The organism is Kribbella sp. NPDC048915 (assembly GCF_040649595.1).
Lineage (GTDB): Bacteria > Actinomycetota > Actinomycetes > Propionibacteriales > Kribbellaceae > Kribbella.
The window spans coordinates 1-25,993 of record NZ_JBEZFT010000097.1 but is presented as its reverse complement, the minus strand read 5'-3'; the positions used below and the strand labels follow the sequence as shown (position 1 = coordinate 25,993).

At 70.0% G+C, this 25,993-nt stretch carries 25 protein-coding genes; 4 read left to right on the top strand and 21 right to left on the bottom strand.

Annotation, left to right across the window (positions count from 1 at the left end; genetic code table 11):
• Positions 1-751: 751 nt before the first annotated feature.
• The 5 genes from AB0B82_RS31485 to groES all read right to left on the bottom strand — a co-directional run bounded on the left by AB0B82_RS31485 (position 752) and on the right by groES (position 6,056).
• Complete coding sequence (locus AB0B82_RS31485) at positions 752-2,473, bottom strand: hypothetical protein (RefSeq protein WP_360176810.1); 1,722 nt, start codon at positions 2,471-2,473, stop codon at positions 752-754.
• A complete protein-coding gene (gene shbA / locus AB0B82_RS31480) occupies positions 2,466-3,074 on the bottom strand; it encodes an RNA polymerase sigma factor ShbA (protein ID WP_360176808.1) in 609 nt (202 codons plus the stop codon). Before shbA ends, AB0B82_RS31485 begins: the two co-directional genes overlap by 8 nt.
• Positions 3,075-3,274: 200 nt before the next feature.
• Entirely contained in the window at positions 3,275-3,763 is a 489-nt protein-coding gene (locus AB0B82_RS31475) for a GNAT family N-acetyltransferase (protein WP_360176805.1), read from the bottom strand.
• Positions 3,764-3,938: 175 nt separating this feature from the next.
• On the bottom strand, positions 3,939-5,558 hold the full coding sequence (groL, locus tag AB0B82_RS31470; protein ID WP_360176802.1) for a chaperonin GroEL: 1,620 nt from the start codon (positions 5,556-5,558) through the stop codon (positions 3,939-3,941).
• A gap of 201 nt (positions 5,559-5,759) precedes the next feature.
• The gene (groES, locus tag AB0B82_RS31465) at positions 5,760-6,056 is read right to left on the bottom strand and encodes a co-chaperone GroES (RefSeq protein ID WP_130384566.1); all 297 of its coding nucleotides are present in this window, start codon (positions 6,054-6,056) and stop codon (positions 5,760-5,762) included.
• Positions 6,057-6,261: 205 nt separating this feature from the next.
• On the opposite strand from groES, the gene AB0B82_RS31460 reads away from it, so the two are divergent.
• Both AB0B82_RS31460 and AB0B82_RS31455 read left to right on the top strand, forming a co-directional pair.
• Positions 6,262-7,437 (top strand): class I SAM-dependent methyltransferase, encoded by a 1,176-nt coding sequence (locus AB0B82_RS31460; RefSeq protein WP_360176799.1) that lies wholly within the window; start codon positions 6,262-6,264, stop codon positions 7,435-7,437.
• Positions 7,438-7,462: 25 nt separating this feature from the next.
• Positions 7,463-8,266, top strand: a complete 804-nt coding sequence (locus AB0B82_RS31455) for a hypothetical protein (protein ID WP_360176796.1) — start codon at positions 7,463-7,465, stop codon at positions 8,264-8,266.
• Between the two features lie 372 nt (positions 8,267-8,638).
• Here AB0B82_RS31455 and AB0B82_RS31450 read toward each other — a convergent pair whose 3' ends face one another.
• The 10 genes from AB0B82_RS31450 to AB0B82_RS31405 form a co-directional block, all read right to left on the bottom strand.
• Complete coding sequence (locus tag AB0B82_RS31450) at positions 8,639-9,355, bottom strand: alpha/beta hydrolase (RefSeq protein ID WP_360176793.1); 717 nt, start codon at positions 9,353-9,355, stop codon at positions 8,639-8,641.
• Positions 9,352-9,798 carry a GNAT family N-acetyltransferase gene (locus AB0B82_RS31445; protein WP_360176790.1) on the bottom strand — a complete coding sequence of 149 codons (447 nt, stop codon included), beginning with the start codon at positions 9,796-9,798 and terminating at the stop codon, positions 9,352-9,354. The genes AB0B82_RS31450 and AB0B82_RS31445 overlap by 4 nt, the downstream gene beginning before the upstream one ends.
• Positions 9,795-10,859, bottom strand: coding sequence for a tRNA (adenosine(37)-N6)-threonylcarbamoyltransferase complex transferase subunit TsaD (gene tsaD / locus AB0B82_RS31440; RefSeq protein WP_360176787.1), 1,065 nt, complete (start codon positions 10,857-10,859; stop codon positions 9,795-9,797). The genes AB0B82_RS31445 and tsaD overlap by 4 nt, the downstream gene beginning before the upstream one ends.
• Positions 10,841-11,290, bottom strand: coding sequence for a GNAT family N-acetyltransferase (locus AB0B82_RS31435; protein ID WP_360176784.1), 450 nt, complete (start codon positions 11,288-11,290; stop codon positions 10,841-10,843). The genes tsaD and AB0B82_RS31435 overlap by 19 nt, the downstream gene beginning before the upstream one ends.
• Complete coding sequence (gene tsaB, locus AB0B82_RS31430) at positions 11,287-11,949, bottom strand: tRNA (adenosine(37)-N6)-threonylcarbamoyltransferase complex dimerization subunit type 1 TsaB (RefSeq protein ID WP_360176781.1); 663 nt, start codon at positions 11,947-11,949, stop codon at positions 11,287-11,289. The genes AB0B82_RS31435 and tsaB overlap by 4 nt, the downstream gene beginning before the upstream one ends.
• Position 11,950: 1 nt before the next feature.
• Positions 11,951-12,877 carry a tRNA (adenosine(37)-N6)-threonylcarbamoyltransferase complex ATPase subunit type 1 TsaE gene (gene tsaE / locus AB0B82_RS31425; RefSeq protein ID WP_360176779.1) on the bottom strand — a complete coding sequence of 309 codons (927 nt, stop codon included), beginning with the start codon at positions 12,875-12,877 and terminating at the stop codon, positions 11,951-11,953.
• On the bottom strand, positions 12,874-13,989 hold the full coding sequence (locus AB0B82_RS31420; RefSeq protein WP_360176776.1) for an alpha/beta hydrolase: 1,116 nt from the start codon (positions 13,987-13,989) through the stop codon (positions 12,874-12,876). The genes tsaE and AB0B82_RS31420 overlap by 4 nt, the downstream gene beginning before the upstream one ends.
• A gap of 7 nt (positions 13,990-13,996) precedes the next feature.
• Complete coding sequence (gene alr / locus AB0B82_RS31415) at positions 13,997-15,247, bottom strand: alanine racemase (protein ID WP_360176773.1); 1,251 nt, start codon at positions 15,245-15,247, stop codon at positions 13,997-13,999.
• A 176-nt stretch (positions 15,248-15,423) separates the two neighbouring features.
• Complete coding sequence (locus AB0B82_RS31410) at positions 15,424-16,065, bottom strand: HAD family phosphatase (RefSeq protein ID WP_360176770.1); 642 nt, start codon at positions 16,063-16,065, stop codon at positions 15,424-15,426.
• A 584-nt stretch (positions 16,066-16,649) separates the two neighbouring features.
• Positions 16,650-17,891 carry a hypothetical protein gene (locus AB0B82_RS31405; protein ID WP_360176767.1) on the bottom strand — a complete coding sequence of 414 codons (1,242 nt, stop codon included), beginning with the start codon at positions 17,889-17,891 and terminating at the stop codon, positions 16,650-16,652.
• A 222-nt stretch (positions 17,892-18,113) separates the two neighbouring features.
• On the opposite strand from AB0B82_RS31405, the gene AB0B82_RS31400 reads away from it, so the two are divergent.
• Complete coding sequence (locus AB0B82_RS31400) at positions 18,114-18,884, top strand: META domain-containing protein (RefSeq protein ID WP_360176764.1); 771 nt, start codon at positions 18,114-18,116, stop codon at positions 18,882-18,884.
• Between the two features lie 55 nt (positions 18,885-18,939).
• On the opposite strand, the gene AB0B82_RS31395 is transcribed toward AB0B82_RS31400, so the two are convergent.
• Genes AB0B82_RS31395 through AB0B82_RS31380 form a run of 4 tightly spaced genes read right to left on the bottom strand, consistent with a single transcriptional unit; the run spans position 18,940 to position 23,650 of the window.
• Positions 18,940-20,331, bottom strand: coding sequence for an NAD(P)H-hydrate dehydratase (locus AB0B82_RS31395; protein WP_360176762.1), 1,392 nt, complete (start codon positions 20,329-20,331; stop codon positions 18,940-18,942).
• A 2-nt stretch (positions 20,332-20,333) separates the two neighbouring features.
• Complete coding sequence (locus AB0B82_RS31390; RefSeq protein ID WP_360176759.1) at positions 20,334-20,684, bottom strand: holo-ACP synthase; 351 nt, start codon at positions 20,682-20,684, stop codon at positions 20,334-20,336.
• A gap of 46 nt (positions 20,685-20,730) precedes the next feature.
• Positions 20,731-21,747 (bottom strand): LacI family DNA-binding transcriptional regulator, encoded by a 1,017-nt coding sequence (locus AB0B82_RS31385; protein ID WP_360176756.1) that lies wholly within the window; start codon positions 21,745-21,747, stop codon positions 20,731-20,733.
• 31 nt (positions 21,748-21,778) lie between these two features.
• Positions 21,779-23,650, bottom strand: a complete 1,872-nt coding sequence (locus AB0B82_RS31380) for an alpha-glucuronidase (RefSeq protein ID WP_360176753.1) — start codon at positions 23,648-23,650, stop codon at positions 21,779-21,781.
• A 152-nt stretch (positions 23,651-23,802) separates the two neighbouring features.
• Here AB0B82_RS31380 and coaA point away from each other — a divergent pair, with 152 nt between their 5' ends.
• Positions 23,803-24,756 (top strand): type I pantothenate kinase, encoded by a 954-nt coding sequence (gene coaA / locus AB0B82_RS31375; RefSeq protein WP_360176750.1) that lies wholly within the window; start codon positions 23,803-23,805, stop codon positions 24,754-24,756.
• 143 nt (positions 24,757-24,899) lie between these two features.
• On the opposite strand, the gene AB0B82_RS31370 is transcribed toward coaA, so the two are convergent.
• Positions 24,900-25,265, bottom strand: coding sequence for a hypothetical protein (locus tag AB0B82_RS31370; protein WP_360176747.1), 366 nt, complete (start codon positions 25,263-25,265; stop codon positions 24,900-24,902).
• Between the two features lie 116 nt (positions 25,266-25,381).
• Entirely contained in the window at positions 25,382-25,717 is a 336-nt protein-coding gene (locus tag AB0B82_RS31365) for a hypothetical protein (RefSeq protein ID WP_360176744.1), read from the bottom strand.
• Positions 25,718-25,993: the final 276 nt, after the last annotated feature.

Below are 25,993 nucleotides of genomic sequence, written 5' to 3'. Positions count from 1 at the left end.
GATCGGCCAGAAATCCTCCCCAAATCCGCCAAGACAGGCACATAACGAAGACCGCTCCGGCCGGAGAACACGAAGTCCGGCTGTAGTACTAGGAGGATTTTCGGGGCCAGGCAGTGCAGGAAGTGCAGGCAGTGCAGGGTTGGTGTGAGGTCGGCGAAGTGGCGCCAACTGCAGCGGCCGGCGTGGTAGCGGTAGCAGCCGGACGGCATGGGTTGACCCCGCGTGTTGGAGGTTCTTCGTTGGTGTGCGAGCGAAGAACCCCCAACACACGGGGTCAACCACTCGTACGCCGTGCCGCAGAACAGCCGGCGGGTGGTCCAGCAAGCGGTGATCTGGGCAGGTGACCAGATCGGCGGTGTTCGGCTCGCGGTGACGATGCGGCGCGATGCCGATGCGGCGCGATGCCGTGGTGCCGTGCCGTGGCGCCGTGCCGCCGTCCCGTCCCGTGGTGCCGTGCCGTGGAGCCGTGCCGTGGCGCCGTGCCGCCGTCCCGTCCCGTGCCGTGGCGCCGTGCCGTGGCGCCGTGCCGTGGCGCCGTGCCATGGCGCCGTGGTGGTGTGGTGTGGTCTTAGGCCGTCCGGATTACCGCCGCACGGTGGGTTTACCTACCGTGTTGTGGGTTCCGCACCCTTCACACGGGTCAGGAACCCACAACACCGTGGGTGAACCCACCGCGCGGGAACGCCCGCGGCGTCCAGCGCGCGCCGACTCGGTCAACCAGATCCACCCACGGATCGGTCACAAGAGCCGGTTATCGGGTCGGCTTGTTGACCACGTCGAGGATCTGCAGCAGGCTCTCGTCGGCCGTCGAGCCGTGGGTCCGCTCGATGGCGGCGTGCTTGCCCTCGGCGTACTGACCGCTGGAATGCTTGCCGGTCGGGTAGACCTTACGGACCGAACCGGTGCTGACCTTCCCGCTCGAGTGCTTCGGCGTCGCCGCCTTCGTGACCGCCTTGGTGGCCTTGGTGGTTGCCTTGCCGGTCTTGGTCGCCTTGGTGGTCTTGGTCGCCTTGGTGGTCTTGGTCGCCTTGGTGGACTTGGCCGTCTTGGTGGACTTGGCCTGCGGGGTGCGGAAGTACTTCCGCGCGTCCGCGTTGGTGGCCTGCTCACCGCTCGGGGTCGGCAGGACGCTGTTCACGACCGTCCCGACCAGGTCCGTCAGCTCCTTGACCGGATCCGGGACCTGCGTGACCGGACTGCTCGGCTCGGTCTCGTCGGCCGCGTCTCCGCTACCGGTCTGGTCGTCGGGGGTCGTGGTGCTGCCCGAGTCGTCCGGAACCGGCGTCGTCGTGCCGTCGCCGGGCTTCGTCTCCTGATCGCCGGTCTGCCCGTCACCGGCCTGCCCGTCACCGGCCTGCCCGTCACCAGGCTGCCCGTCACCGGCCTGCCCGTCACCGGCCTGCCCGTCACCAGGCTGCCCGTCACCGGTCTGCCCGTCGCCAGGCTGGCCGTCGCCGGAGCCCTCGCCGGGCGTCCCGGCCGAGTCGCTGCCCGCCGTGTTGTCGCCCGTACTCGTGTCGCCCGAACCGGTGTCACCGGTCCCGGTGTCGCCGGTGTTGTCACCCGTCTCGCCGTTGGCAGGCGGGGTCGTGGTGCTGTCGGTCGGCGTGGACGGCGGGTCCGTCGGGGTGTCGGTCGGCTCCTCCGTCGGCGTCGACGGCGGGTCGGTCGGTGTGTCCGTCGGCGTATCGGTTGGCTGGTCCGTCGTGGTGTCCGACGGCTCGGTCGTCTGACCGGTGTCGTCCTGTCCGGAACCGCCGCCCTGCTCGCCGTCGGTCTGCCCGGCGTCGGTGTCACCCGGAGTCGCCGTGACCTCGGTGGTCGGCTTGGCCGGGACCTGCGGCTTCAGCTCGTCGTCGACCGGAACGTACGGCAGCTCCCGCTCCGCGATCGGCCGGCCGTCGGTCGGCTCCAGCGCGTTCGGCTTCGCCTCGATCGCCTGAGCCTGCTCGTTGTCCTGAGCGGCGGAGCTGTCCTTGTCCTGGGCGTGCTGGGCCGAGGCCTTCGCCTTGAAGTCCTTGCCGACCTTGACGATCTTGCTGCGGTCGGAGACCGGCAGCCCTTCCAGGTCGTCCTTCGGGAAGCTGGTCTGCGGGCGGACCGCGTCGACCATCTTCTCGATGACCTTCTCGTACGGCGACAGCGGATCGCCGGTGACGGCCGCGGCCACGCCGGAGACCGAGAGCGCGGCCACCGCGGCGACCCCGACGGCCAGGCCCCGAGTCGCCATCTTGCGCGCGAACGGGTCGGTCATCGGGTTCAGCGCGGCGCAGCGCGCCAGGAAGCCCTCCGGATCGTCGATGGTCTCCACCGGGAGCTCGTCCTCGACCTCCACCGCAAGCCGCAGATCGGCCAGCAGTTGGGCGGCCGGGTCGTGCTCGCCCGCCGCCCGGGCGGACTCCCCACCGGCAGCCAGCAGATCGAGCAGTGCGTCATCGGCCTCGATCGCGTCCAGGTCGAAACGGTCAGCCATGATGCCCCTCCCCTGCTCGTCCTCGTTCCAGCTGTGTCTCATGCCCCACGAACCCCCTGAGCGTGTTCAACGCCCGATGCTGTGCGACCCTCACCGCCCCCGGTGTCATCCCCAGTGCCCGGCCGGTCTCCTCGGCTGACAACCCCGCAACGACCCGGAGGCGCAAGATCTCGCGCAGTTTGTCCGGCAGCTTGTCCAGCAGACCCATGATGTGCTGGATCTCGGAATGCCGAACCGCACGCTCCTCCGGCGTCGGTGACTCGTCCGCGCCGTCCGGCAGGTCCGGCGTCGAGACGTCGGCCACCGCGAACGCACGCTGGGCATCGGCGACCTTGCGGGCCGCGATGCCGTAGACGAAAGCCTCGAAAGGCCTCCCCTCGTCGCGGTAGCGCGACAACGCGCCGAAGACCGCGACACACACTTCTTGCGCTACGTCGTCGACCATGTCGGCGCCGCCGGGATAGGTCCACAACCGGGACCGTACGTAACGGTGCGCCACAGCGCGCACCCTGGTGAGCAGGTCGTTGAGAGCTGTGCGGTCCCCGTCGCCGGCCAGCGCGGCAAGATCCCTGAGCTCGACCCGGTCGTGGGTGTCAGGCACTCGGACCTCTGTCACCCCTCGCCCCCTCGTGTTCGGACCGGTCAGCCTGAAAGATGGTACGGCGCTCAACTCTCCTTGCCTAGTGGCAATTAGTGGTCAAGCCCGGAATTTTGTCACAATCTGTCACTACCCGTGGGTTCACCAGATCGCCGCCCCGCCACCGCCAGGGCCAAAGGTCCCGTCCCGGCCGGTCCGAGAGCTCAACTGCCCGCGCCACGCCGTTCGGTGTCGCCCGGCGCGGCGAACCGGATCAGCTCGGCGGCCCGGTCCCGGCCCCAGTCGATCGGCGTCCGGCCGACTTCGGACCAGCCGGCCCGCCGGTACAGCTCGACCGCCGCACCGCCGTTGTCGGCGACCTCGAGCGCGAGCGGCAGCCCGAGTTCCGCGGCCGCGCGTACGCAATGGTCGAGCAGCCGCCTGCCGATCCCCTGCCGGGTCGCTCCCGGGTCGACGAACAACCGCTCGACCTCGACTCCCTCTGCCGTGGCAGTCAGGACCACGTGCCCGACGACCTGGCCGTCGCTCACAGCGACCCAGCAGCCCAGCCGGCCAGGCGGTGTCAGCCAGCCGCATGGATCCGCCGGCCAGTTGATCGGGTACCCCGCCCGCTCGTGCACCGCGCGCAGCACCCCGACGCAGCTGTCGAGGTCGCCGTCGTCCCGCTCCCGGATCCGCATCCGCATCCGCATCCGGCCATCACATCAGATCCGATCGGCACCCCGAGCAACAGCACCGCCCGGCAGCTGGGCTGCCGGGCGGTGCTGTCGATGCTGGTGATGCTGGTGATGCTGTGTGCTGTTGCTGTACTGCTGTACTGCTGTACTGCGGTACTGCGGTACTGCCGGACTACCGAACCACCTGAGGTCAGTGGCCGTGACCGTGGCCGTGACCGGCCGCGGCGGGCTCCTCTTCCTCGGGCTTGTCGACGACCAGGGTCTCGGTCGTCAGCAGCAGCGCGGCGATCGAGCCGGCGTTGGCGAGCGCGGACCGGGTCACCTTGACCGGGTCCAGGACGCCCTGCGCGAGCAGGTCGCCGTACTCACCGGTGGCCGCGTTGAAGCCGCTGCCGGTCTCCATCTCGGCAACCTTCGAGGTCACGACGTACCCCTCGTAGCCGCCGTTCTCGGCGATCCAGCGCAGCGGCTCGACGACCGCCTTGCGGACGATCCGGACACCGGTCGCCTCGTCGCCGGCGAGCTCGAGCTCCTTGTCCAGCACGGTGGAGGCGTGCACCAGCGCGGAACCGCCGCCGGCCACGATGCCCTCCTCGATCGCGGCGCGCGTCGCGGAGACGGCGTCCTCGATCCGGTGCTTCTTCTCCTTCAGCTCGACCTCGGTGGCCGCGCCGACCTTGATCACGCAGACGCCGCCGGCCAGCTTGGCCAGCCGCTCCTGCAGCTTCTCGCGGTCCCAGTCGGAGTCGGTGCGCTCGATCTCGGCCTTGATCTGGGCGACCCGCGCCTCGATGTCCTCGGCCTTGCCGGCGCCCTCGACGACGGTCGTGTTGTCCTTGGTGACGACGATCCGGCGAGCCGAACCGAGCACCTCGAGACCGACCTGGTCGAGCTTCAGCCCGACCTCGGGGGCGACGACCTGCGCGCCGGTCAGCGCGGCCAGGTCCTCCAGCATCGCCTTGCGGCGGTCACCGAAGCCCGGCGCCTTGACCGACACCGAGGTGAAGTTGCCGCGGATCTTGTTCACCACCAGGGTGGACAGCGCCTCGGCCTCGACGTCCTCGGCGATGATCAGCAGGCTCTTGCCGGACTGCACGACCTTCTCCAGCAGCGGCAGCAGGTCCGCGATCGCGGAGATCTTGCCCTGGTGGATCAGGATGTACGGGTCCTCCAGCACCGCTTCGCCGGCCTCGGCGTCGGTGATGAAGTACGGCGAGATGTAGCCCTTGTCGAACTGCATGCCCTCGGTGAACTCGAGCTCGGTCCCGAAGGTGTTCGACTCCTCGACGGTGATCACACCGTCCTTGCCGACCTTGTCGAAGGCGTCCGCGATCAGCGCGCCGATCTCGGCGTCGCGCGCGGAGATGGTCGCGACGTGGGCCATGTCGCCCTTGTCGTCGACCGGCTTCGCGGTCTCCACCAGCTTGGCCGACACGGCCTCGACGGCCGCCTCGATACCGCGCTTGAGGCCCATCGGGTTGGCGCCGGCGGCGACCGCCCGCAGGCCCTCGTGCACCAGCGCCTGCGCCAGCACCGTCGCGGTGGTGGTGCCGTCACCGGCGATGTCGTTGGTCTTGGTGGCGACCTCCTTGGTCAGCTGCGCACCAAGGTTCTCGAACGGGTCGTCCAACTCGACCTCACGCGCGACGGTGACACCGTCGTTGGTGATGGTCGGGGCGCCCCACTTCTTGTCCAGGACGACGTAGCGGCCCTTCGGCCCCAGCGTCACCTTCACCGTGTTCGCGAGCTTGTCGACGCCGCGCTCCAGCGCGCGCCGCGCGTCCTCGTCGAACTCGAGGATCTTCGGCATGAAAAATCCAGTCCCTCTCTGATTTCACTGCTGTGACAGCAGGTTCCGGGCTCGCTGTGTCCGCGCAGTGTCTGCGCAGTGTCCACACTGTGTCCGCACTGTGCCGGCGATCCGGTCGTGGCCGTCCGGGCCGGTACCGACTCCGCCCCGGCGCCGGCGTCCGGCACCAGGGCGGTGTCAGTCAGGAACAGCGAGCGATCGTCACTTGCTGACGACTGCGAGGATGTCGCGGGCGCCCAGGATCAGGTAGTCCTGGCCGTCGTACTTGACCTCGGTGCCGCCGTACTTGGAGTAGATGACCTTGTCGCCGACGGCGACGTCGAGCGGGACCCGGTTGCCGTTGTCGTCGATCCGGCCCGGGCCGACGGCGAGAATCTCGCCCTCCTGCGGCTTCTCCTTGGCGGTGTCCGGGATCACCAGACCGGACTTCGTGGTCTGCTCGGCTTCGAGCGGCGCGACGAGGACGCGGTCCTCGAGCGGCTTGATCGTGACCGACACTTGCTGACCTCCACGGTCGATTTCGCTTGTCTGTGACATGTGGTCGCGCTCCCCTGCCGTCGCGGGAGTCAGAGGCCGGACCGCTGGCACCCTCAGGCAGAGAGTGCCAACACCGAATCTAGGCCGCGATTAGCACTCGGTCAACTCGAGTGCCAGACGAATTCCCGCGCACCGCTCGCGCAGCGGCCACCTCTAGGCTTGCCGGGTGACAGTCACGGCGTTGCTCGACGGACCGGGCGCCGAGGTCCTCGCGGCCGCCTGCGCCGGCTACCGCCCCCACCAGGAGCTCCAGCTCGTCCAGAAGCTCCGGCGCCAGTACGACGCCACGCTCGTCACGACTGCGGTCACCCAGGCCGCGCTGCGCCACCGGGCCGTCGCCAAGTTCGGCGCGGACGCGGAGCGGATGTACTTCACCCCCGACGGCCTCGAGCAGGCCACCCGGACCACGGTGAGCACGCACCGCGCCGCACGCATCGCAGCGACCCGGATCCGGACCGTCGTGGACCTCGGATGCGGCATCGGCGGCGACCTGATCACGATGGCGCGTGCGGGGCTGCAGGTGACCGGCATCGAGCGGGATCCCGAGACCGCTGCCGTCGCCCGCGCGAACCTGGCAGCGTTCGAGTTGCCGGGCGAGGTGCTCGTCGGCGATGCGGAGGCCACCGACCTCACGCCGTACGACCTGGTCTTCGCCGACCCGGCCCGGCGGGCGGACGGACGGCGCGTCTTCGACCACAACGCCTACTCGCCGCCCTGGTCGTTCGTCACCTCGCTCCTCGAGCGGACGGCGTGCGTCAAGGTGGCGCCCGGCATCCCGCACGCTGCGATCCCCGACGGCGTCGAGGCGGAGTGGATCAGCGACTCCGGCGAGGTCAAGGAGGCCGCGCTGTGGTCGGGCGAGCTGTACGGCGGTACGCCGCGCCGCGCCACCCTGCTGCCGAGTGGGGCCACCGTGTCGGACGCACCGGACGCCGACGTGCGCCCGATCGGGCAGTACATCTACGAGCCGGACGGCGCCGTCGTCCGAGCCGGATTGGTCACTGCGGTCGCTGCCGCGGTCAACGGGTGGCTGCTGGATTCACGCATCGCTTATCTCAGCGCAGCGAAGTACGTCCCGACTCCGCTGGCATCGGCGTACGAGGTGCTGGAAGAGCTGCCGTACAAGGAGAAAGCGCTCCGCGCCTGGGTGCGCGCGCACGGCCTCGGCACCCTCGAGATCAAGAAGCGCGGCGTCGACCTCGACCCGGCCCAGCTGCGCAAGAAGCTCGCCCCGAAGGGGTCCGGATCGGCAACGCTGATCATCACGCGCATCGATCGCGACGCAGTCGCCTACGCGTGCCGCCGCGTCACCCCCGGCAGCGCCCCCGAGAGACCGGTATAACTGTCCTCTCGCCCAGGAGGTGGCCATGCCGGACGTCGGTCGATCCGCCGTTGTCTTCCTCGCCCTCACGCTCGGTCTGGCCGGCTGCGGATCAGCGGCCGATTCCGCCGCGCCGGACCCAAGCTCACCGGCCCCCAGCTCACCGGCACCGAGCTCATCGGCACCGAGCTCATCGGCGACGCCCGAGGGCGTGCTGGCCGGATGCCCGGCCCCCGACGCGCAACCGTTCGCCGCACCGGTCGCGGGCAGCACCGCGGTCAACGGCGTACTGCTGGGTGACGCCGCGCGCGCCGTCGTCGTGTCCTACGAGTGGGGCGGATCTGCGTGCGACTGGGCCGAGGTCGCGACCGAGCTGGTCGCCCGCGGCTACCGCGTCGCCCTGTGGGAGTACGGCACGCTCACCGGATTGAACCGCATCAAGGAACTGCAGGCCGTCGTGGACCAGGTCCGGTCCGCCGGCGCCACCAAGGTCGCGCTGGTCGGCGGTTCGGTCGGCGGCTGCGTCTCGATGATCGGCGGCTCGACGATCACGCCCGCGGTCTCAGGTGTCGCGGTGCTGAGCTGCGCATCCTGGTACGACGTTGAACACCGCCTGCCGACCACTCCGCTGGCCGCGAAGCTCCGGGTGCCGGCGCTGTACCTGGCCGGCGAGAGCGACAGCGTGCCGGTCGCCGAGGTGCGTAAGGACTTCGCCGCGGTCCCCGCGAAGGACAAGAAACTGGTCGTTGTCCCCGGCTCGGCCGCCCACGGCATCGAGCTCCTCGAAGGCACCGACGCCGCCACCACGAAACAGACCCTGTTCACCTTCCTCGACCGGGTCACCGCCTAGATGATTGATGCACGGCCCAAAGGTGTGCACTCTCGACAGGTCGTGTGGTGCGGGGCGGGTGTGTTCGGTGTCTGATTCACGCTCGGCTGTGGCCCATGGCACGGGAGACGTCCTGTCGACCTGACACGCGCCACACGCCCGAGCATCCTCGGCTCCATCACCGCCTACGACCAACGAATCCAGACCAGACCGTGCATCAACCACAGGGACTTGCACTCCCGCCACATTCGAACATATGATCGAACTCGCGTGCGGGTCTCCGGGGACCTGCCGGTGGGCGAGGTGCTGCGCCTGCTGCCGCACTCCCCGGAGGCCCGCCACTAACCGGCCGCACTAACCGGCCGCACTAACTGACAGCACTAACTGGCTGCACTAACTGGTCACCCGGAGGCGTTCGCGGATCGGCAGGCGGAGGCGAGCCAGCGCGATCTCGGTGACGGCGGCGGCCGTCGAGTCGCGCTCTGCCGGCGGGAGCTGATGGCTACCGCCGGGCTCGATCTCGGTGCGCGCGACGAAGTCCGCGACGACCCGATTCCAGTCGGCCGCGCGGCGCAGCATGGTGTGCCCCTCGTTCGCCAGCAGGTACGTCGTCACGGGCGTCCCCGCCGCGCGCAGCCGCTCGGCGTACGCCAAGGTCGTCGCCGGATCGGTGAGCCGGTCGTCGGTCCCGTGCGCGAAGGTCACCGGCGGCCGCAGCCGCATCAGCGGTTCGCCCCGCGGCAGCCACGGCGCCAGCCCGAGCACGCCCGCAACACGCGGATGTTCGCCGGCCGCGACCACGACCCGCCCACCCATCGAGTGCCCGATCAGCACGACCCGCGAGAACGCGGCCGGGAGGTCGTTCAGGACGGCCAGCAGATCGTCGGCCGCCGCGCCGCCGTTCCAGCCCCGGGCGCGATACCGCAGGAAGCCGACCGCGGCCGAAGGCGCCGCCGACCGCGCAACCCGGGCGAACGGCCACATCCGCAACAAGGCCGGCCGCCACACATGCGGGTCGGCATCGGAATGTTCCTGCCCGCCGTGCGCGAGCAGGACCAGCTCAGAGGCACCGGACGGGTGCCGAACGAGGTCGACGCCCGGAGCGCTCACGGCTGCGCGTACAGCTCGGCCGACGGCGTGCGGATCGCCATCATCAACCCCGGCGGCGTCTCGGTGAAGCCGTACGAGCGGTACAGCTCATGGGCATCTGCCGTCGCCAGCAGGATCTGCCGCAACCCCTTGAGATCCGGGTGCGCGAGCAGCGTCGACACCACGAACCGTCCCAGTCCGTGCCCGCGGTGCGACTCCAGGACGAACACATCGGCCAGCCACGCGAACGTCGCGCGGTCGGTCACCATCCGCGCGTACGCGACCATCGCGCCGGTGGCGTCGTACCCGCCGAGGTTCAGCGAGCCGGCGATCGCCCGCTCGACCACCTCACGCGGGACACCCTTGGCCCAGTACGACGTCCGCAGGAACCCGTGCACCACGGCAGCGTCGATGCGACCGGCGTCGTCGTCGGCCTCGAAACCGTCCGGCCCGGCCCACCTCATCGGTTGAGCACCTCGGTCACCGGCATCGACGAGTCGGCGGGCAGATCGAGCGGTGACGGCTGCCTCCCGGCGCGCACCAGCTCCGAGCCGAGCGCAGCGACCATCGCGCCGTTGTCGGTGCACAGCCCCGGCCGCGGCACCCGGACCGCGATCCCGGCCGCGGCGGCGCGCTCCTCGGCCATCGCCCGCAGCCGCGAGTTCGCCGCGACGCCGCCGCCGATCAGCAGATGCTCGAAGCCGCGGTCCTTGCAGGCGTCGATCGCCTTGCGGGTCAGGACGTCGCAGACCGCCTCCTGGAAGGCCGCCGCGACGTGGTTCACCGGGACGTCCTCGCCGTCGCGCCGGCGCGCCTCGACCCAGCGGGCGACCGCGGTCTTCAATCCCGAGAACGAGAAGTCGAACCGGTGCCGCTCGAGGTCGCGCTGCGACGTCAGCCCGCGCGGGAAGGTCACGTACAAACGGTCGCCGTCGCGCGCCGCCTTGTCGATGTGCGGCCCGCCCGGGAACGGCAGCCCGAGCACGCGCGCGACCTTGTCGAACGCCTCGCCGGCCGCGTCGTCGATCGTGCTGCCCATCGGTACGACGCCGTCGGTGATGTCCTCGACCGCGAGCAGCGACGAGTGCCCGCCGGACACCAGCATCGCGACACAGCCCTTCGGCAGATCGCCGTGCTCCAGCGTGTCCACCGCGACATGGGCCGCGAGGTGGTTCACGCCGTAGATCGGCTTGCCGAGCGACAACGCCAGGCCCTTGGCCGCGGCAACACCGACGAGCAGCGCACCGGCCAGGCCGGGCCCGCTGGTGACCGCGACCGCGTCGATGTCGGACGGTGCGATCCCGGCAGTCTCACAGGCCCGCCGAATCGTCGGCACCATCGCCTCCAGGTGCGCGCGACTGGCCACCTCGGGGACGACACCGCCGAACCGGGCGTGCTCCGCCACACTCGACGCCACCGCGTCGGCGAGCAGCGTCTGCCCGCGCACGATCCCGACCCCGGTCTCGTCGCAGGACGTCTCGATCCCCAGGATCAGGGGCTCCTGACTCACGCTTCCTCCCGCCATCGCATGATCACCGCATCCGCACCGCCGGCGTAGTACCCGCGCCGCCGGCTGATCTCCTCGAACCCGAACCCGGCGTACAGCGCCCGCGCCGACTCGTTGCCCGAAGCAACCTCCAGGAGCACCGTCCGGCCCGCGCACCGGCTCAGCGCCGTCGTCATCAGTTGGCCGCCGATCCCGGTCCGGCGTTCCGCCGGGGCGACCGCGATCCGCAGCACCTCGACCACGTCCTCCGCGACCGGCGGCATCAGCAGGACGACGTACCCGACGACCTTGCCCTCGTCCGCGACCAGGATCATCCGGTCCTCGGTCAGCCGGCCGAACTCCTCGTCCCACACGCCGGCACTCCAGGCATCCGCGCCGAAACACAGCTCGTCCAGCGCGACCAGTTCAGGCAGATCGTCCGCGCGGGCCGCCCGGATGGCCGGTCTCACAGCACGCTCTTCGGCCCGCTGGACATGGTCACGTCCGGCCGGCGCAGATACATCGGCTCGGGCGCGACGGTCACCAGCGTCCCGGTCGCGACGCCGGTCGCCAGCACCTCGGCCGACGGATACTCCACGGCCGGATCCGGTACGGCGACACCGAGCGCGTCGGCGTACATCACCGCACCGCGACCGATCACCGGCAACCCGGACAGCACGTGGGCGACGTCGGCGGGCTTGTCGACCGCAGGACCCTCGAGCCTCCGGCGGCTCCCGTCCGCGGCCGGGCCGTCGTACAGCGCCCAGTAAATCTCCTTGCGGCGCGCGTCCGTGGCGACCGCGACCGGCAGGGTCAGCGACGACTGCCGCGCGAGGATGTCGAGGCTGCAGACACCGGCGACCTCGAGACCGAGCACCGCACCCATCGTCCGCGCGGTGACCAGGCCGACCCGCAGCCCGGTGAACGGGCCCGGACCGACACCGACCGCGATACCGGTCAGGTCCCCCGGCGCGACACCCGCGGATTCCAACGCCGACGCGATCGCGGGAGCGAGCAGCTCACCGTGCCGGAGCGCGTCCACGGCGGTCGACGAGGCGACAATCTCGCCGGCTGGCGTCGCCAGCGCGACCGTGACCGCGGCGCTCGAGGTGTCGAAGGCAAGCAGCATGTCAGTTCGTCTCCCGTGCGGACACCCGGATGCCGGACGCGGCCCAGCGCGGACCGACCGGGGTGATCCGCAGCGCGCGTGTCTCGTCGGTGTCGTCGTCGCCGCGCGTCACCACGACGTCCAGGCGATCAGGCGCCAGCCCCTCGGCCAGCCCGTGCCCCCACTCCACCACCGTCACTGCCTCGTCGAGGCTCGCGTCCAGATCCAGGTCGTCGAGCTCGGCGAACCCGCCGAGCCGGTACGCATCCACGTGCACCAGAGCGGGCCCGTCGACCAGCGACGGATGCACCCGCGAGATCACGAACGTCGGCGACGTGATCGCACCACGCACCTTCAGGCCGACACCGAGGCCCTGGGTGAACGTCGTCTTCCCCGCACCCAGATCGCCCGACAGCACCAGGACGTCGCCTGCCCGCAGCTGCCCGGCCAGCTCCTCGCCGATCGCCTGCATGTCCTCGGCCGTCGGCACCGTCAGCTCGACCGGCATGGCTTTCGCCAGCAGCAGGTTGTGCGCCTGCTGATCGACCAGCGAGTACCCACGGCGCCGCCAGAACTCCACGGTGTCCGGCAGCTCCACCCGCGCGATCAGGTTCACCCGGTTGAGCCCCCGCCGTACGGCGACCTGCTCCGCGCAGCCGACCATCGCCGAGGCGACACCGCGTGCCTGGTACCGCGGGTCGACCGAGACGCGGCGCAGGTTGAGGACGTCACCGGACTGCTCGAACAGCAACGCCCCGAGCGGTACGCCGTCACCGAGCACGAGCAGGCCGCCGTGCTCCGCGATCGCCGCCGCCACCGTGGTCGCGTTCTCCGACAGGGCCGTCGACGGCGGGTCGAGGACCCGGCGGGCGGCGAACGCGTGATGGATCACGGAGACGATGTCGTCCACATGATCGGCCGTGGCGTCGACGACGTGCAGGTCGGTCATCCGGCACCCCCCAACGATTGCTCGGCTCGCTCGATCATCCCAAGCAGCGCCGCGGTGAACTCGCGGTGGTGCTCGATCAGGCCCAGGTGACCGCAGTTCTTCACCTCGACCAGCTCCGCACCAGGCACCCGCCGGACGATCTCCTCGGCGTGGTCGAACGGCGTCAGATGGTCCTTGTCGCCACCGATCACCACGCACTCGACCTTCTGCAACGGCTCCAGCGCCTCGTACTTGTCGTGCAGCGCGAAGATCGGATAGAACTCCGCGATCACCTCGATCGGTGTGGCCGCGATCATCTCGTTCACGAACTCCGTGAACGCCGGCGGCACCTCGGAGCCGAACGAGTACTTCCTGGTCAACAGGTAGCTCAGGTCGGTGCCGGCCTTGCGGCTGCGCTCGACCACGTCCGGGATCCGCGCCAGCGCGGCGACGGTCGGCGTCGCGAGGGCCCGCGCGAGCATGCCGACCTTGCCCGGGAACACGATCGGGACCCGGTCCAGCCCGCCGGCGCTGGTCGAGCACAGGCCGACGCCGATCACCCGGTCGCCGAACAGCTCGGGATGCTGCTCGGCGAGCGCCATGATCGTCATCCCGCCCATCGAGTGGCCGATCAGGATCACCGGCCCGGTCGGCGCGAATCGTTCGAGAATCCCGTACAGGTCCTTGCCGAGCTGGTCGATGCTGATGTTCTCCCTGGCCGACCGGCCCGACCGGCCGTGCGAACGCTGGTCGTAGAACACCATCGTGCCGATACCGGCCAGATCGCGACGCTCGAAGTGCCAGGCGTCCAGGTTGAGGCCGTAGCCGTGCGCGAAGATCACGGTCAGGTCCTCGAGCGGCGGCGGTGTCCTGCGACCGAGCCGCCGTGGCGGCGGCTGCCGGCGCGACCGCTTCAGCTCGTCGACCTCGACGTACAGCTCGACGCCGTCGTCGGCGGTGAAGATGTACGGCGTCCCGCGCAGCGACCCGAACGGCTCTGCCTCGAGCTGCTTGCGCTGCCCCGAGCGCCGCCCGATCACCTGGCGTTCGAACGCGACTCCGGCTGCGGCACCGGCCGCCAGGACACCGACCGCGGCCCCGATCAGACCGGCGGTCCGACCTGCTTTGGACATCCCCGGTCTACCTCTCGACCGCTGCCTGGCCGGCCTGCGATGCAGTTTCGGGTGCGGTTTCCGGTCTTTCCGGCGCGGTTTCCGGTGCGGTTTCCGGTGTTTCCGGTGCGGTCTCCCGGGCGCTGTCGACGTACCGGCGGGGGACGCGGGCGCCGATCCGGGTGACGATCTCGTAGTTGATGGTCCCGGCCGCGTCGGCCCAGTCGTCCGCGGTCGGCTCGCCCGACGTCCCCGGCCCGAACAGCACCACCTCGTCGCCCGGCGCGGCCTCGTCGTCGGCGAGGTCGACCACGCACTGGTCCATGCAGATCCGTCCGACGATCGCCCGTCGCCGTCCGTGCACCTGGACCGGTCCGCCGTTCGACGCGTGCCGCGGCAGTCCGTCGCCGTACCCGAGCGGGACCAGACCGAGCGTCGACGGCCGCGGCGCGGTCCACGTCAGCCCGTACGAGACGCCCGCCCCGGCGGGTACGCGCTTCACCATCGCCAGCCGCGCGCGCAACGTCATCGCCGGCCGCAGTCCGAGCTCCGGCGACGGCATGGCATGACCGAAGGGCGACAGGCCGTACGTCGCGACGCCCGGGCGGACCAGGTTGAAATGGGTCTCGGGCAGCGCGAGCGTGCCGCCGGAGTTCGCCAGGTGCTTGAACTCGGCGTCGATCCCGAACGACTCGGCCACCTCGACAGCCTCGGTGAAGGTCGCCAGCTGGGCCTCGTTGGCCGGGCTCTTCGGCTCGTCCGAGGACGCCAGGTGCGACCAGATGCCCTTGATCTCGATCCGGCCGGCCACCTGCTCGCGGAGCGCGGCCCGGAGCAGCGCGGGCCACTCCTCCGGCACCGCGCCGCCGCGCGACAGCCCGGTGTCGATCTTCAGGTGCACCCGCGCCGGACGGTCCCGGACACCGGCGACGAGCTCGTCGATCTCCCAGGGCGCGCTCGCGGACAGGTCGATCCCGGCCTCGATCGCGTCGGCCAGCGGCTCGCCGGGCGTGGTCAGCCAGCAGAAGATCGGCCCGGTGTCCCCGGCCGCGCGCAACCCCAGCGCCTCCTCGAGCACCGCGGCACCGATCCAGTCCGCGCCGGCCTCCCGTGCGGCGCGGGCGACCGGCACCATCCCGTGCCCGTATCCGTCCGCCTTGACCACAGCCATCAGCTGCGCACCCGCGGCACGGGCGCGCAACGTCGCCACGTTGTGACGGATCGCGGCCAGATCGACCACCGCCTCGGCGCGAACCGGGCGTGACTCAGCAGTAGACATGGTGCCTCCAGGGTATGTTGCCCGGCCCCACGCCGTAGCGAGCAGGTGCTCGGCGCGGCGCATCGGCCGCGCTGGAGGGAAACCTCGGTGTGGTTTCATCGGGGCCTTTCCGCCAGTACGGCGAGGTGCCGTGCCGAGTGCCGCGCAACAGGTGTGGGACCGACCTGGCCCGTGGCTCAGGCCGCGTCGATCAGTGGCGGCAGGGCGCTCATGCTGTCGAACACCGTGTTGGCGTCGGAGAGTTTGGCGGGGTCGGTCATGCCGGCGTACCCAAAGACCTTCATCCCGGCGGCGACCGCGGCGGCGACCCCGAGCGGGCTGTCCTCGATCACCAGGCAATCGACCGGTTTCACCCCGATCGACGCGGCCGCATGCAGGAACAGATCCGGGGCGGGCTTGCCGTGCGCCACGTCCTCGGCGCTGAAGATCCGCCCTTCGAACCGGTGCCGGAACCCGACCGCGGTCAGCGCCGTACCGATCCTGCGGTGGGTACCCGACGACGCCAGGCAGTACGGCACGCCGCGCTCGTCCAGGTGGTCGAGCACCGCCTCGACCCCCTCGACCGCCTGCAGGTGCGCGAACCCGTCGAACAGCCGCTGGTGGTACCGGTCCTCGAGATCCGCCGGCAACGGCCGCCCGAGCCGCGTCTCCGCCCGCTGCCGCATCGAAGCCATCGAGCCGCCCATGAAGTCCCGGACCGCTTCCTCGAACGTGTACGGCAACCCCGCCTCGGTGAGCAACTCCGCCAAAATCGTGTTGGCCAGCCGCTCGGAGTCCACCAACACACCATCGTTGTCGAAGATCACCAGTCCGATCACACCCAGCACCCTAAGCGCCGACCTCCCCTAGCCCCGGCCCCACCCCAGCCCGCCCCCAGCCCGAGCCGGACCCACACCCTGCCCACACCCCAGCCCGAGCCGGACCCACACCCCAGCCCGAGCCGGACCTCGCCCAGCCGCACCCGCCCCACCACAGCCCAGCCCCACCCCGGCCACGCCCGCGACACACGATGGGTTTACCCACCACGTTGTGGGTTCCCAACCCGTACGAACGGTCAGGAACCCACAACACCGTGGGTAAACCCATCCCGTGTCACCCACCCCAGCGGAGATGGCACCGCGAGCGCGCCACGGCACCCAACCGTGGACAACAAAGCGGTACCAGGCCCACGCGGCGGTGACCTTGAACAGGCAATACCAGGTGCAAACCCACCGCGCGTTGTTCAAGGTCCCACGCAGCTGGGTGAGGTCAAGTACGGCGGGGGCGCGTCCGCAGAACGCAGCACGGCGCGGGCGCGTCCGCGGAACGCAGCACGGCGCGGGCGCGGCGGCGGAACGCAGCACGGCGGGGGACGTCCTGGGGTGGACGTCCCCCGCCGCGACGCGAGAGCGGGTCTGCCGGGTCAGTTCTCCTGAATGGAGAAGTCGGTGAAGTTGAACCGCTGCTTGGTGCCGCCGGTCGAGACGACCTCGACACCGTAGTCGACCTGCCAGGTGGTCGCCTTGGGCGCCCAGCCGCGCTGGACCATGTCGGCGAAGAAGCTGGCCAGCGGCATCGTGCCGGACTTCTGCGTCACCTGGGAGACGTAGGCGGTGTAACCGTTCTGGTGCCACACGTCGTAGGTGAACCCGCCGAAGGTGACGGTACCGACCTTGCGTCCGGCCGGGACCTGGTTCTTGTTGTCGGTCCAGATCATCAGCTCGTTGTTGAGGCCGTCTCCGATCCAGACGTCGAAGGCGACGTTGTAGATGCAGGCCGAGCAGTTGGCGGGCGTACTGGCCGCGAACTTCGCCGACTGAATCTTGGTCAGCGGTACGTCGTTGTAGTCCTTGTGGACGTTCGGGTACGCCTGGACGCCCTTGTCACCGGGCAGCGGCTGCGTGACGTCGACGTACCAGTTGTTGTAGTTGCAGGCGCTCAGCGCGTACGTCCCGTTGTGGTTGTTCCACATGTTGTTGTGGACGTAGTACGCACCGAACGTCCGGCCCTCGCCCTGGTTGTTCGACGACGACGTGGTCCACGTCGGGTTGGTGCAGGTCTGACTCGGGCTACCGGTCGACGTGGGTGTCGTCGTGGCCGGAGTGGAAGCCGTGGACGTCGGGGTCGACGTGGGCGGCTTCGTGGGGGCGGTGCTGGTGGGGGCGCTGCTCGTGGTCGTCTTCGTCGGGCTGGCGCTCGGCGTGCTCGACGTCGGGGGCTTCGTCGGAGCAGTCGAGGCGGACGGCGCCGGCGTGGTCGGCTGACCTGCGACCTGGGCGAAGTCGTAGTGGACCGTGTAGGTCAGCTTGGTACCGGCGCGGTACCGGTTGCCGTCGTACCGCAGCGCACGGAGCCGGTAGCTCTCGTCGGTGGTCCGCTGCGGGTCGATCGACAGCAGCGCCGGCCCGGAGGCCGTCGCAGTGATCGCGGCCGGTTTCTGGCCGAAGCCGTGCCGGACCGTACAGCCGGAGTAGGCGTCCACGACACAGGTCTCGACGCGGCCGACGCTGGGCAGCGCGGTCGCGGTGCTGTCCGCGGCGTTCGCGGTCGCGACCGGCGAGTCCTTGCTCGCATGGACGACGATCGGAGCCACGGCCAGCGCGCCCACGGCGACGAGGGCGGCCGGGAGGAGCCGGCGGCTCGTGGAAGTTCGGGAGGGGGGCATGCGAAACATTCCTGTCTGTTGTCACGGCCGCCGGTGTTGCCCCAGTGCTACCGGCCGACCATCCGTGTTCGGTTTGATCCCCAGGAAGAACGCGCTCTCGCGTACGGCGCCCGACGTTATCGAACCGTGACCAAGGTATGTCAACCCCGATTCCTGAATTTACCGGGGTTTCACCTGCAACGGACCGGTCGCTCAGCGCGTCCTGAGGGTGTGAACAAACGGATGATCTCACTTGTCGCGACCGCTCTGCTCGCGGTCGCCGCGTGCGGCAACGAAGCCGGCGCCGCCGGCGGCGGATCGTTGGCCGGCCGAACGTTCCTGTCCGCAACGATCACCGAGAAGGGTCAGCCTCGGCCGCTGCTCAAGGGGACCCGGATCCAGTTGCGGTTCACCGACGACGGCCGGCTGTCGTGGGACGCCGGCTGCAACACCTCGCAGACCAAGGTCTCGACGGACAACGGCCGTTTGAAGCTCGACGGCGAGATCATGATGACGACCATCGGCTGCCCGAAGGCGATCGACGAGCAGAGCGCCTGGCTGGGCAGTGTGCTCGCCGCGAAGCCGGCCTGGAAGCTCGGCGGCGACAAGCTCGAGCTGACCACCGAGAGTACGACGATCTCGCTGCTGGACCGGGAAACGGCCGAACCGGACGTCGCCGTGGACGGGATGAAGTGGACATTGTCCACCGTCATCACCGGCGAGACCGCGTCGCACTCCGCCGGCTCGGACCAGGTGTGGCTGACGCTGAACGGCGACCGCGTGACCGGGTCGACCGGCTGCAACATGTTCCAAGGGAAGGTTGCCCGCGGCACCGGATCGCTGACCTTCGGCGAGCTGGCCACCACCCGCCGAGCCTGCACCGGCGACGCCCAGACGCTGGAAGCCTCGGTGGTGAAGCTGCTGAAGGGTGAGCTGAGCTACGAGGTCGACGGTACGACGTTGAAGCTGCGGTCGGCCGCCGGGAACGGCCTGGACTTCGTCACGAATCGCTGACGCTGTGCGCGGTCGCCGTACAGCGCGTCACGCGCGAGCATCGTCGTACGGCGGTTCAGGTCAGCAGGCGGCGGGTGACCTCGGGCAGGGCTCGGGCGACGGCCATCGCGGTGATCGGCCCGCCGTCGGAGGCGAGGTTGGCCGCGGCTCCGTGCAGATAAGCACCGACCGCGGCCGCGTCCAACGGGGTCAGTCCGGCGGCGAGGAGCGATCCGCAAAGCCCGGCGAGGACGTCGCCGGCACCGGCGGTCGCCAGCCAGGCGGTCGCATTCAGATTCACGCGGGTCTCGCCGTCCGGGCTCGCGATCACGGTCGTCGAACCCTTGAGCAGGACAGTCACATCGAACCGTTCCGCGGCCAGCCGGGCGTGCTTCAGGCGCTCCGCCTCGACGGTCGCGCGGTCGACGCCGAGCAGCCGCGAGAGTTCGCCGGCGTGCGGTGTGATCAGCACGTTCACGTGGTCACCGGAGTCGTCGAGCGCCTTCAGACCGTCCGCGTCCAGGACAACCGGTTCGTCGGCGTCGAGCAGTTCACGGATCCGCGGTACGTCGAGTTCGTCGCCGAGCCCGGAGCCGATCGTCCAGGCCTGCACGCGCCCGGCACCGACAACCTCCGGATGGGCCTCGCGGACCGCGCGACCCACCGCGTCCGGGCCGACGTACCGGACCATGCCGACCGGGCCGGCGAGCGCGCCGGAGGTGGCGATGACGGCGGCGCCCGGGTACTGCGTCGAGCCGACTATCAACCCGACCACACCGCGCGAATACTTGTCGGATTCGCCGTGCGGGACGGGATACAGCGCCTGTACGTCGGCTGCCTGCAGCGACTGGACCGCGGCGGCCGGGAGGTCGAGGCCGATGTCGACGAGGTGCACCGGACCGCACGCCGTGGCCGCGGGGTCGATGAGGTGACAGACCTTGTGCGTGCCGAACGTGACGGTGAGCGCCGCGTCGACATGCGGCTCGGGCGTCGCACCGGTGTCCACGTCGACCCCGGACGGCGTGTCGACCGCGACAATCGGTACGCCGAACCGCTGAGCCGCTCGGACCGCCTCAAGCGCGTTGGGCCGAAGTCCCGGCCGGCCGCCGATGCCGACGATCCCGTCCACCACGACGTCGGCGTTGGTGAGATCGTCGATCGTGCCGACGCGGCCGCCGGCTGCCTTCAGGGCGGCGAGGCCTTGGGCATGCGCCTTCTCCGACAGGAGCACGGCGGAGACCTGGGCGCCACGGCGGGCCAGCTGCGCGCCGGCGTACAGGGCGTCGCCGCCGTTGTCGCCGGAGCCGATCAGCAGCACCACGCGAGCGCCGTACGTCCGGCCGAGGAAGTTGCCGATGGCAACCGCAAGTCCGGTGGCCGCGCGCTGCATGAGGGTCCCCTCGGGCAGCTTCGCCATCAGCTCGGCCTCGGCGGCCCGGACCTGTTCGACAGTGTGCGCGGACCGCATGATCAGCCCTCCAGGATGACGACCGCGGACGCGATGCCCGCGTCATGACTGAGTGACAGATGCAGACTCTGGACGCCGAGTTTGGCAGCCTGGGTCGCGACCGTACCGGTGATCTCGAGCCACGGCCGCCCGGTCTCGTCGGTCTGCACCTCGGCGTCGTGCCAGTGCATCCCGGCCGGCGCGCCGAGCGCCTTCGCCAGTGCCTCCTTGGCCGCGAACCGCGCCGCCAGCGACGCCGGCGGCTTCACCGCCTCCACGGCCGTGAACACCCGGTCCCGCAAGCCCGGCGTCCGCTCCAGCGTGCGCATGAACCGATCCACGTCGACCACATCGATACCCACGCCGACGATCATGCGGGCCAGCCTAACCGCCGACCTGCCGTCGCTCCCGGCTAGGTACTCAGCGCTTGGGGCTCGGCGTGGGCGGGGCGGTCGAGTGGCGGACGCGCATGTCGACGGCGAGGTCGAGGCGCAGGGCGGCCGGCGTCCGGCCGCGGGACAGGTCGAGCACCACCCGGGTCGCCAGCTGCGCCATCTGCTGCAACGGCTGGTGCACCGTCGTCAGCGGCGGCGTCACCCAGTCCGCCATCGGCAGATCGTCGTACCCGACCACCGACAGGTCCCGCGGTACATGGAGGCCGAGTTCGCGGGCGGCCTGGTAGACCCCGAGCGCCTGCATGTCGCTGCCCGCGAAGATCGCGGTCGGCGGATCGTCGAGCTGCAGCAGGGCGAGCGCCTCGCGATGGCCGCCGGCGACCTCGAAGTCGGCCCAGCGGATCAGCGCGGGATCGACCTCGATGCCGGTCGAGCGCAACGCGTCGGTGTAGCCGTCGACGCGTTGCCGCGAGCAGAGGGTGTCGGTCGGGCCGCCGATCATCCCGATCCGGGTGTGACCGAGCCTGCGCAGGTGGGTGGTCGCGAGCCGGCCGCCGTTCCAGTTCGCCGAGCCGATGGACGGTACGTCGTCCCCGACGTCGCCGACCGGGTCGACGACCACGAACGGGATCCGCCGGGCCTCCAACTGCGCGCGCTGGTCGGCGTCCAGGTCGGAGAACACCATGATCACGCCGAGCGGCCGCCGGTTCAGCACCGACTCGATCCACTGCTGCCGCGGCCGCAACGCGCCGCCGCACTCGGACAGCACCAGCTCGACGCCTTCAGACCGGACGACCTCCTCGACGCCGCGGATCAGTTCCATCGCCCACTCGCCGCCGAGCTGGTTGAACACCAGGTCGATCATCGGACCGGACGGCGAACTCGCGCTCCGCCGCCGGTACCCGTGCTCCTGGATCAGGCTCTCGATCCGCGCCCGGGTCGCGGCCGCCACGTCCGCGCGGCCGTTCAGCACCTTGGAGACCGTTGGCACCGACACGCCGGCCTGTTCGGCGATCTTCGCAATGGTCGGCCGCTCGTTCACGACGCCTCCGTTCCGAAACTTTCGATCCAGGCTACCGGTGGATCGTCCTGCCCCGGGCGTCCGCGACCCCGCTGAGCCGGTGGAAGAACGTGTTCACCTGGTCCCGCCACTCCCGCGCGTTGGCCAGTTGCTGCTCGAAGCGGGCGGTCACGTTGTGCCGTACGGCGGGTTCGAAACGGTCGGCGATCGCCTGCCAGCGCTCGACCATCGCCTCCACCTCGGCGTACCCCTGGAAGTGGGTGTCGTAGATGTGCTGCAGCACCGTGACACCGCTCTGCAACACGTGGTCGTAGGGCACGTGATGAAAGAACAGCAGCAGTTCGTCGGGGCAGGAGTACGGGTCCTCGTACCGGCTCGCGAGCGGCTCCGGGTACTGCGCGGTGAGGCCGGATCCGGTCTTGACGGTTCGGTCGACGCCGACGCCGTACCGGTCCGCGAAGTGGTACCGGCCGGTGTCGGAAAACTCGTAGCCGTTGACGCTCGGGCCGTAGTGCGACCCCGGGGTGACCATGTAGCCGACGCCCAGCGGCGCGGTGTACCGCTCGTAGGTGTGCCACGAGCCGGCCATGATCGCGACCAACTCGCCCCGGGTCCGGTCGTCCATCGCGAACGTCGCGGCCGCCCACTCGTGCAGCAGGCTCACCGGGTCGACGGCCGGATCCCAGGCCAGCCGGCCGAACGCGTAGAGATTGCTCTGGGCAAGCTTGTGGCCGGTCCAGTTCGGGTCGTCGCCGATGTTGGACACGGCAACGATCGCGCCGATGCGGTCGGCAACGATCGCGCCGATGCGGTCGGCAACGGTCGCGCCTTGGTAGCCGTTGCTGCCGGAGGTGTCGAACTGCAGGATCTCCCGCCACCACGGACCCAGGTAGCACAGGTCACGCTGCTGCCCGGAGTACTCCTGCGTCACCTGCAGCTCGACCCCGAAAACGGTTTCCTGAAGTTCCGCGAACAGCGGTGAGACCGGCTCGCGGACCTGGAACTCCAGCGGTCCGTGCGGAAGCTGCACGACAACGTTCTCCTCGAACCGGCCGTCGAGCGGGACAACCGCGTCGTACGCCGCCCGGGCGCGGTCCGTGCGCCGGTCCCGCCAGTCCTGCCGGAAATCCGCGCCGGAACATCGCCAGAAAATCGTTCCGCCGTACGGCGCCACCGCCCGCGCGAGCAGGTTCGCCGCTTCCGGATCGGGCGCAGTGCGCAGGACGAGACCGCCGAGGTCGGGCACCACGTCGTACACACGGGCGATCGTCGCCGCCCACCAGCGCACCACCCGCTCGTCACGCGGGTCGTCCACGAAGTCGACCGCGAGGTTCAGCGCGATGCCGTACTCGCGGAAAACGCCGGCCAGCCGCGCGACGTCCGGCAGCTCGGCGGTGGCCAGCGCGACGGCGTTGATGCCGACCGACGCCAGCAGTCGCGCGTACGACCGCACCCGGGTCAGGTCGTCGACCACCTCGCCGTCACGGAAGAAGATCGAGTTTCCGGAGTATCCGCGCTGTACCTCGCCGGACAGTTCGTCCCAGTGGTCCAGCATCCGGATCGGTACGGCGGGGCGCTCGACGACGCTGAAGTCGTCGGTCATCCACTCGAAGTACCGCAGCAGGTAGAAGTACCCGTACAGCAGGCCGTGCCCGCCCTCGGCCGCGACGACCAGATCGTTGCCTCGTCGCACCACCACGAACCCCTCGACACCGAGCCCGTACTCGGGCAGGGCGGCCTCGACCTCGCGCCACAGGGCCGTCTCGCGAACCCGGGCGACGGTGCAGACGGCGACCTGGACGTCGGTCCGGAACCGTCGGATCTGCCGGAGCTCGGCGCGGATCGTCTGCGCGAGCACCCCGGACGCGTGGACGGTCACCTCAGGCAGGCGTTGCAGGCCCAGCCAGGCGGAATCGGCGGTCATCGAGCGTCGATCCTGACACATCGAGCGGTCATCGAGCGGTCACCGAAAGTTTCGAGACCCTTCCGTAGCCGGGCCGCCGAGGCAGCGGTTGAGACCAAGGCCACGCTCAGCCGGTGTGGGTGCATGCTGCGGCGGTGGGAAGAATGGGCCACATGCTGCAGCCCCCGCGGGAGGTGACTCCCTACACCGAGCTCGACCGGGCCACCTGGGCGCAACTGGCCGAAACCACGATCTCGCCGCTGACCGCGGACGAGGTCGAGCGCCTGCGCGGTCTCGGGGACGAGATCGACATGGACGAGGTCCGCGAGGTGTACCTGCCGCTGTCGCGGCTGCTCTCGCTGTACGTCCGGCACGCCCGCGCGCTGCACTCCGACACCGAGAACTTCCTCGGCAAACCGGTCGCAACCCGCACGCCGTTCGTGATCGGCATCGGCGGATCGGTTGCCGTCGGCAAGTCAACCACCGCCCGGCTGCTCCGCGAACTGCTCGCCCGCTGGCCCGAGCACCCGCGGGTCGCGCTGGTCACCACCGACGGTTTCCTCTGGCCGAACGCCGAACTCGAGCGCCGGAACCTGATGCAGCGCAAGGGTTTCCCGGAGTCGTACGACCGCAAGGCGCTGCTGCGGTTCGTGGTCGAGGTCAAGTCCGGGATGGACACCGTCGAGGCGCCGGTGTACTCGCACCTCCACTACGACCGGATGGCCGGCGTCCGGACCACCGTCGAACAGCCCGACATCCTGCTGCTCGAGGGCCTGAACGTCCTGCAGCCGGCCCCCCGGCACGCCGACGGCAAGAGCGGCCTCGCGGTCAGCGACTTCTTCGACTTCTCGGTGTACGTCGACGCCGCGGCCGACGACATCCGGTCCTGGTACGTGGCCCGGTTCCTCAAGCTGTGGGAGACGGCGTTCCGCAACCCGGAGTCGTACTTCGTCCGGTACGGCGAGCTGAGCCGCGAGGAAGCGATCAAGAAGGCCGAATCGTTGTGGGACGGCATCAACGGCCCGAACCTGCGCGAGAACATTCTCCCCACCCGCTCCCGCGCCACCCTGGTCCTCCGCAAAGGCCCCGACCACGCCGTCCGCTGGGTCCGACTCCGAAAACTCTGACTCCCCCCTCCCCCGCCCCTACCGCCCGTCCCCGCTTCGCCGAATCGTGGATTTCGGCGATTCCCCGCAGTCAAAATCCACGACTCGAGAACGGCCGTCGGAGCCAATCGCCACGACTCGGCGGCTGCTCGGCGGGTATCCGATCAGGCAACGCACGCGGCCGGCATCGCTGGCTTGACGACCGGTACGCCGATCGACGCCTTCAGGGCCGGTACGACGGTGAGCGCGACGACCGCGGCCGTCAGGGCGAACGCGATCGGGTACCCGGTGCTGCCAACGATCCCGCCGAAGATCAGTGCGCCGAGTCCCCAGCCGGCGTCGTACGCGAGGTTCCACAGCGCGCTGACCTGGCCGTAGCGGGATCGGTCGACGCGGCTGTACATCAGCCCCAGCGTCAGGTTCTGCGCGGCACCCAACGCGACCCCGAAGCACGTCGAGCCGATCAGGATCGCGATCACGCTCGGAAGAAACACCAGCGAGCCCGCACCGATCGTGGCCAGCACCATCACCGGCGCCAGTAACTACTGCCGTCAAGACCCGCAGAAGCCCCGCCAGGACGCACCTGACGGGGCTTCGATTTTGCTGCTGCTATCCAGCGCGAGGGTTGCGGGATCGGGCAGCGAGCCTACACCTCACCCTCCAGCCAACGATCGAATGGTGGGACCTCCGACAGTTCGGAATTGATCGCCTTCAACCCTCCGGCGAAGTCTTCGGCCAATTTCGAGAGCATCGCGACCAGCCCACTCTGCGCGATGGTCTCGCGCTCTGGATTCGGAACCCAATTGGTCCGTGAATCGCAGTGAATCATCACGAGATCCCCGCTTGGACGGAAGGTCAAAGTCCTCTCGACACCCTGCGAGTAGAGATCCACCTCGACTTCGCGACGGTCGCGCACACCCTCCAGAAGCGACGGGAGTTGCTCCATGAAGGCAGACAAGTCATACGCGACATCGAGGGCCACTCATCACTCCCGAAGCCGCCAATGTGGAACCTGCTGCCGCCAGCATCAGAGAGGGCGCTACACGCCTCCATGACCAGGGTTTCGTAACCGTCACCCGCCTCCAGACTCGCTGAAGCGGGAGCCACGGCACCAGACGGCACGGCCGGATCGAACGACACGGAAAAGCTCATCTCTCCAGCCCCCTAGCCTCGGGATTTCACGTGGTTGGGGTTGTGTTCGGCGCGTAACGCACGGAAGTGCCTGTCTGGTGGGGGATTCTTGGCTTGTCGAAGGTCA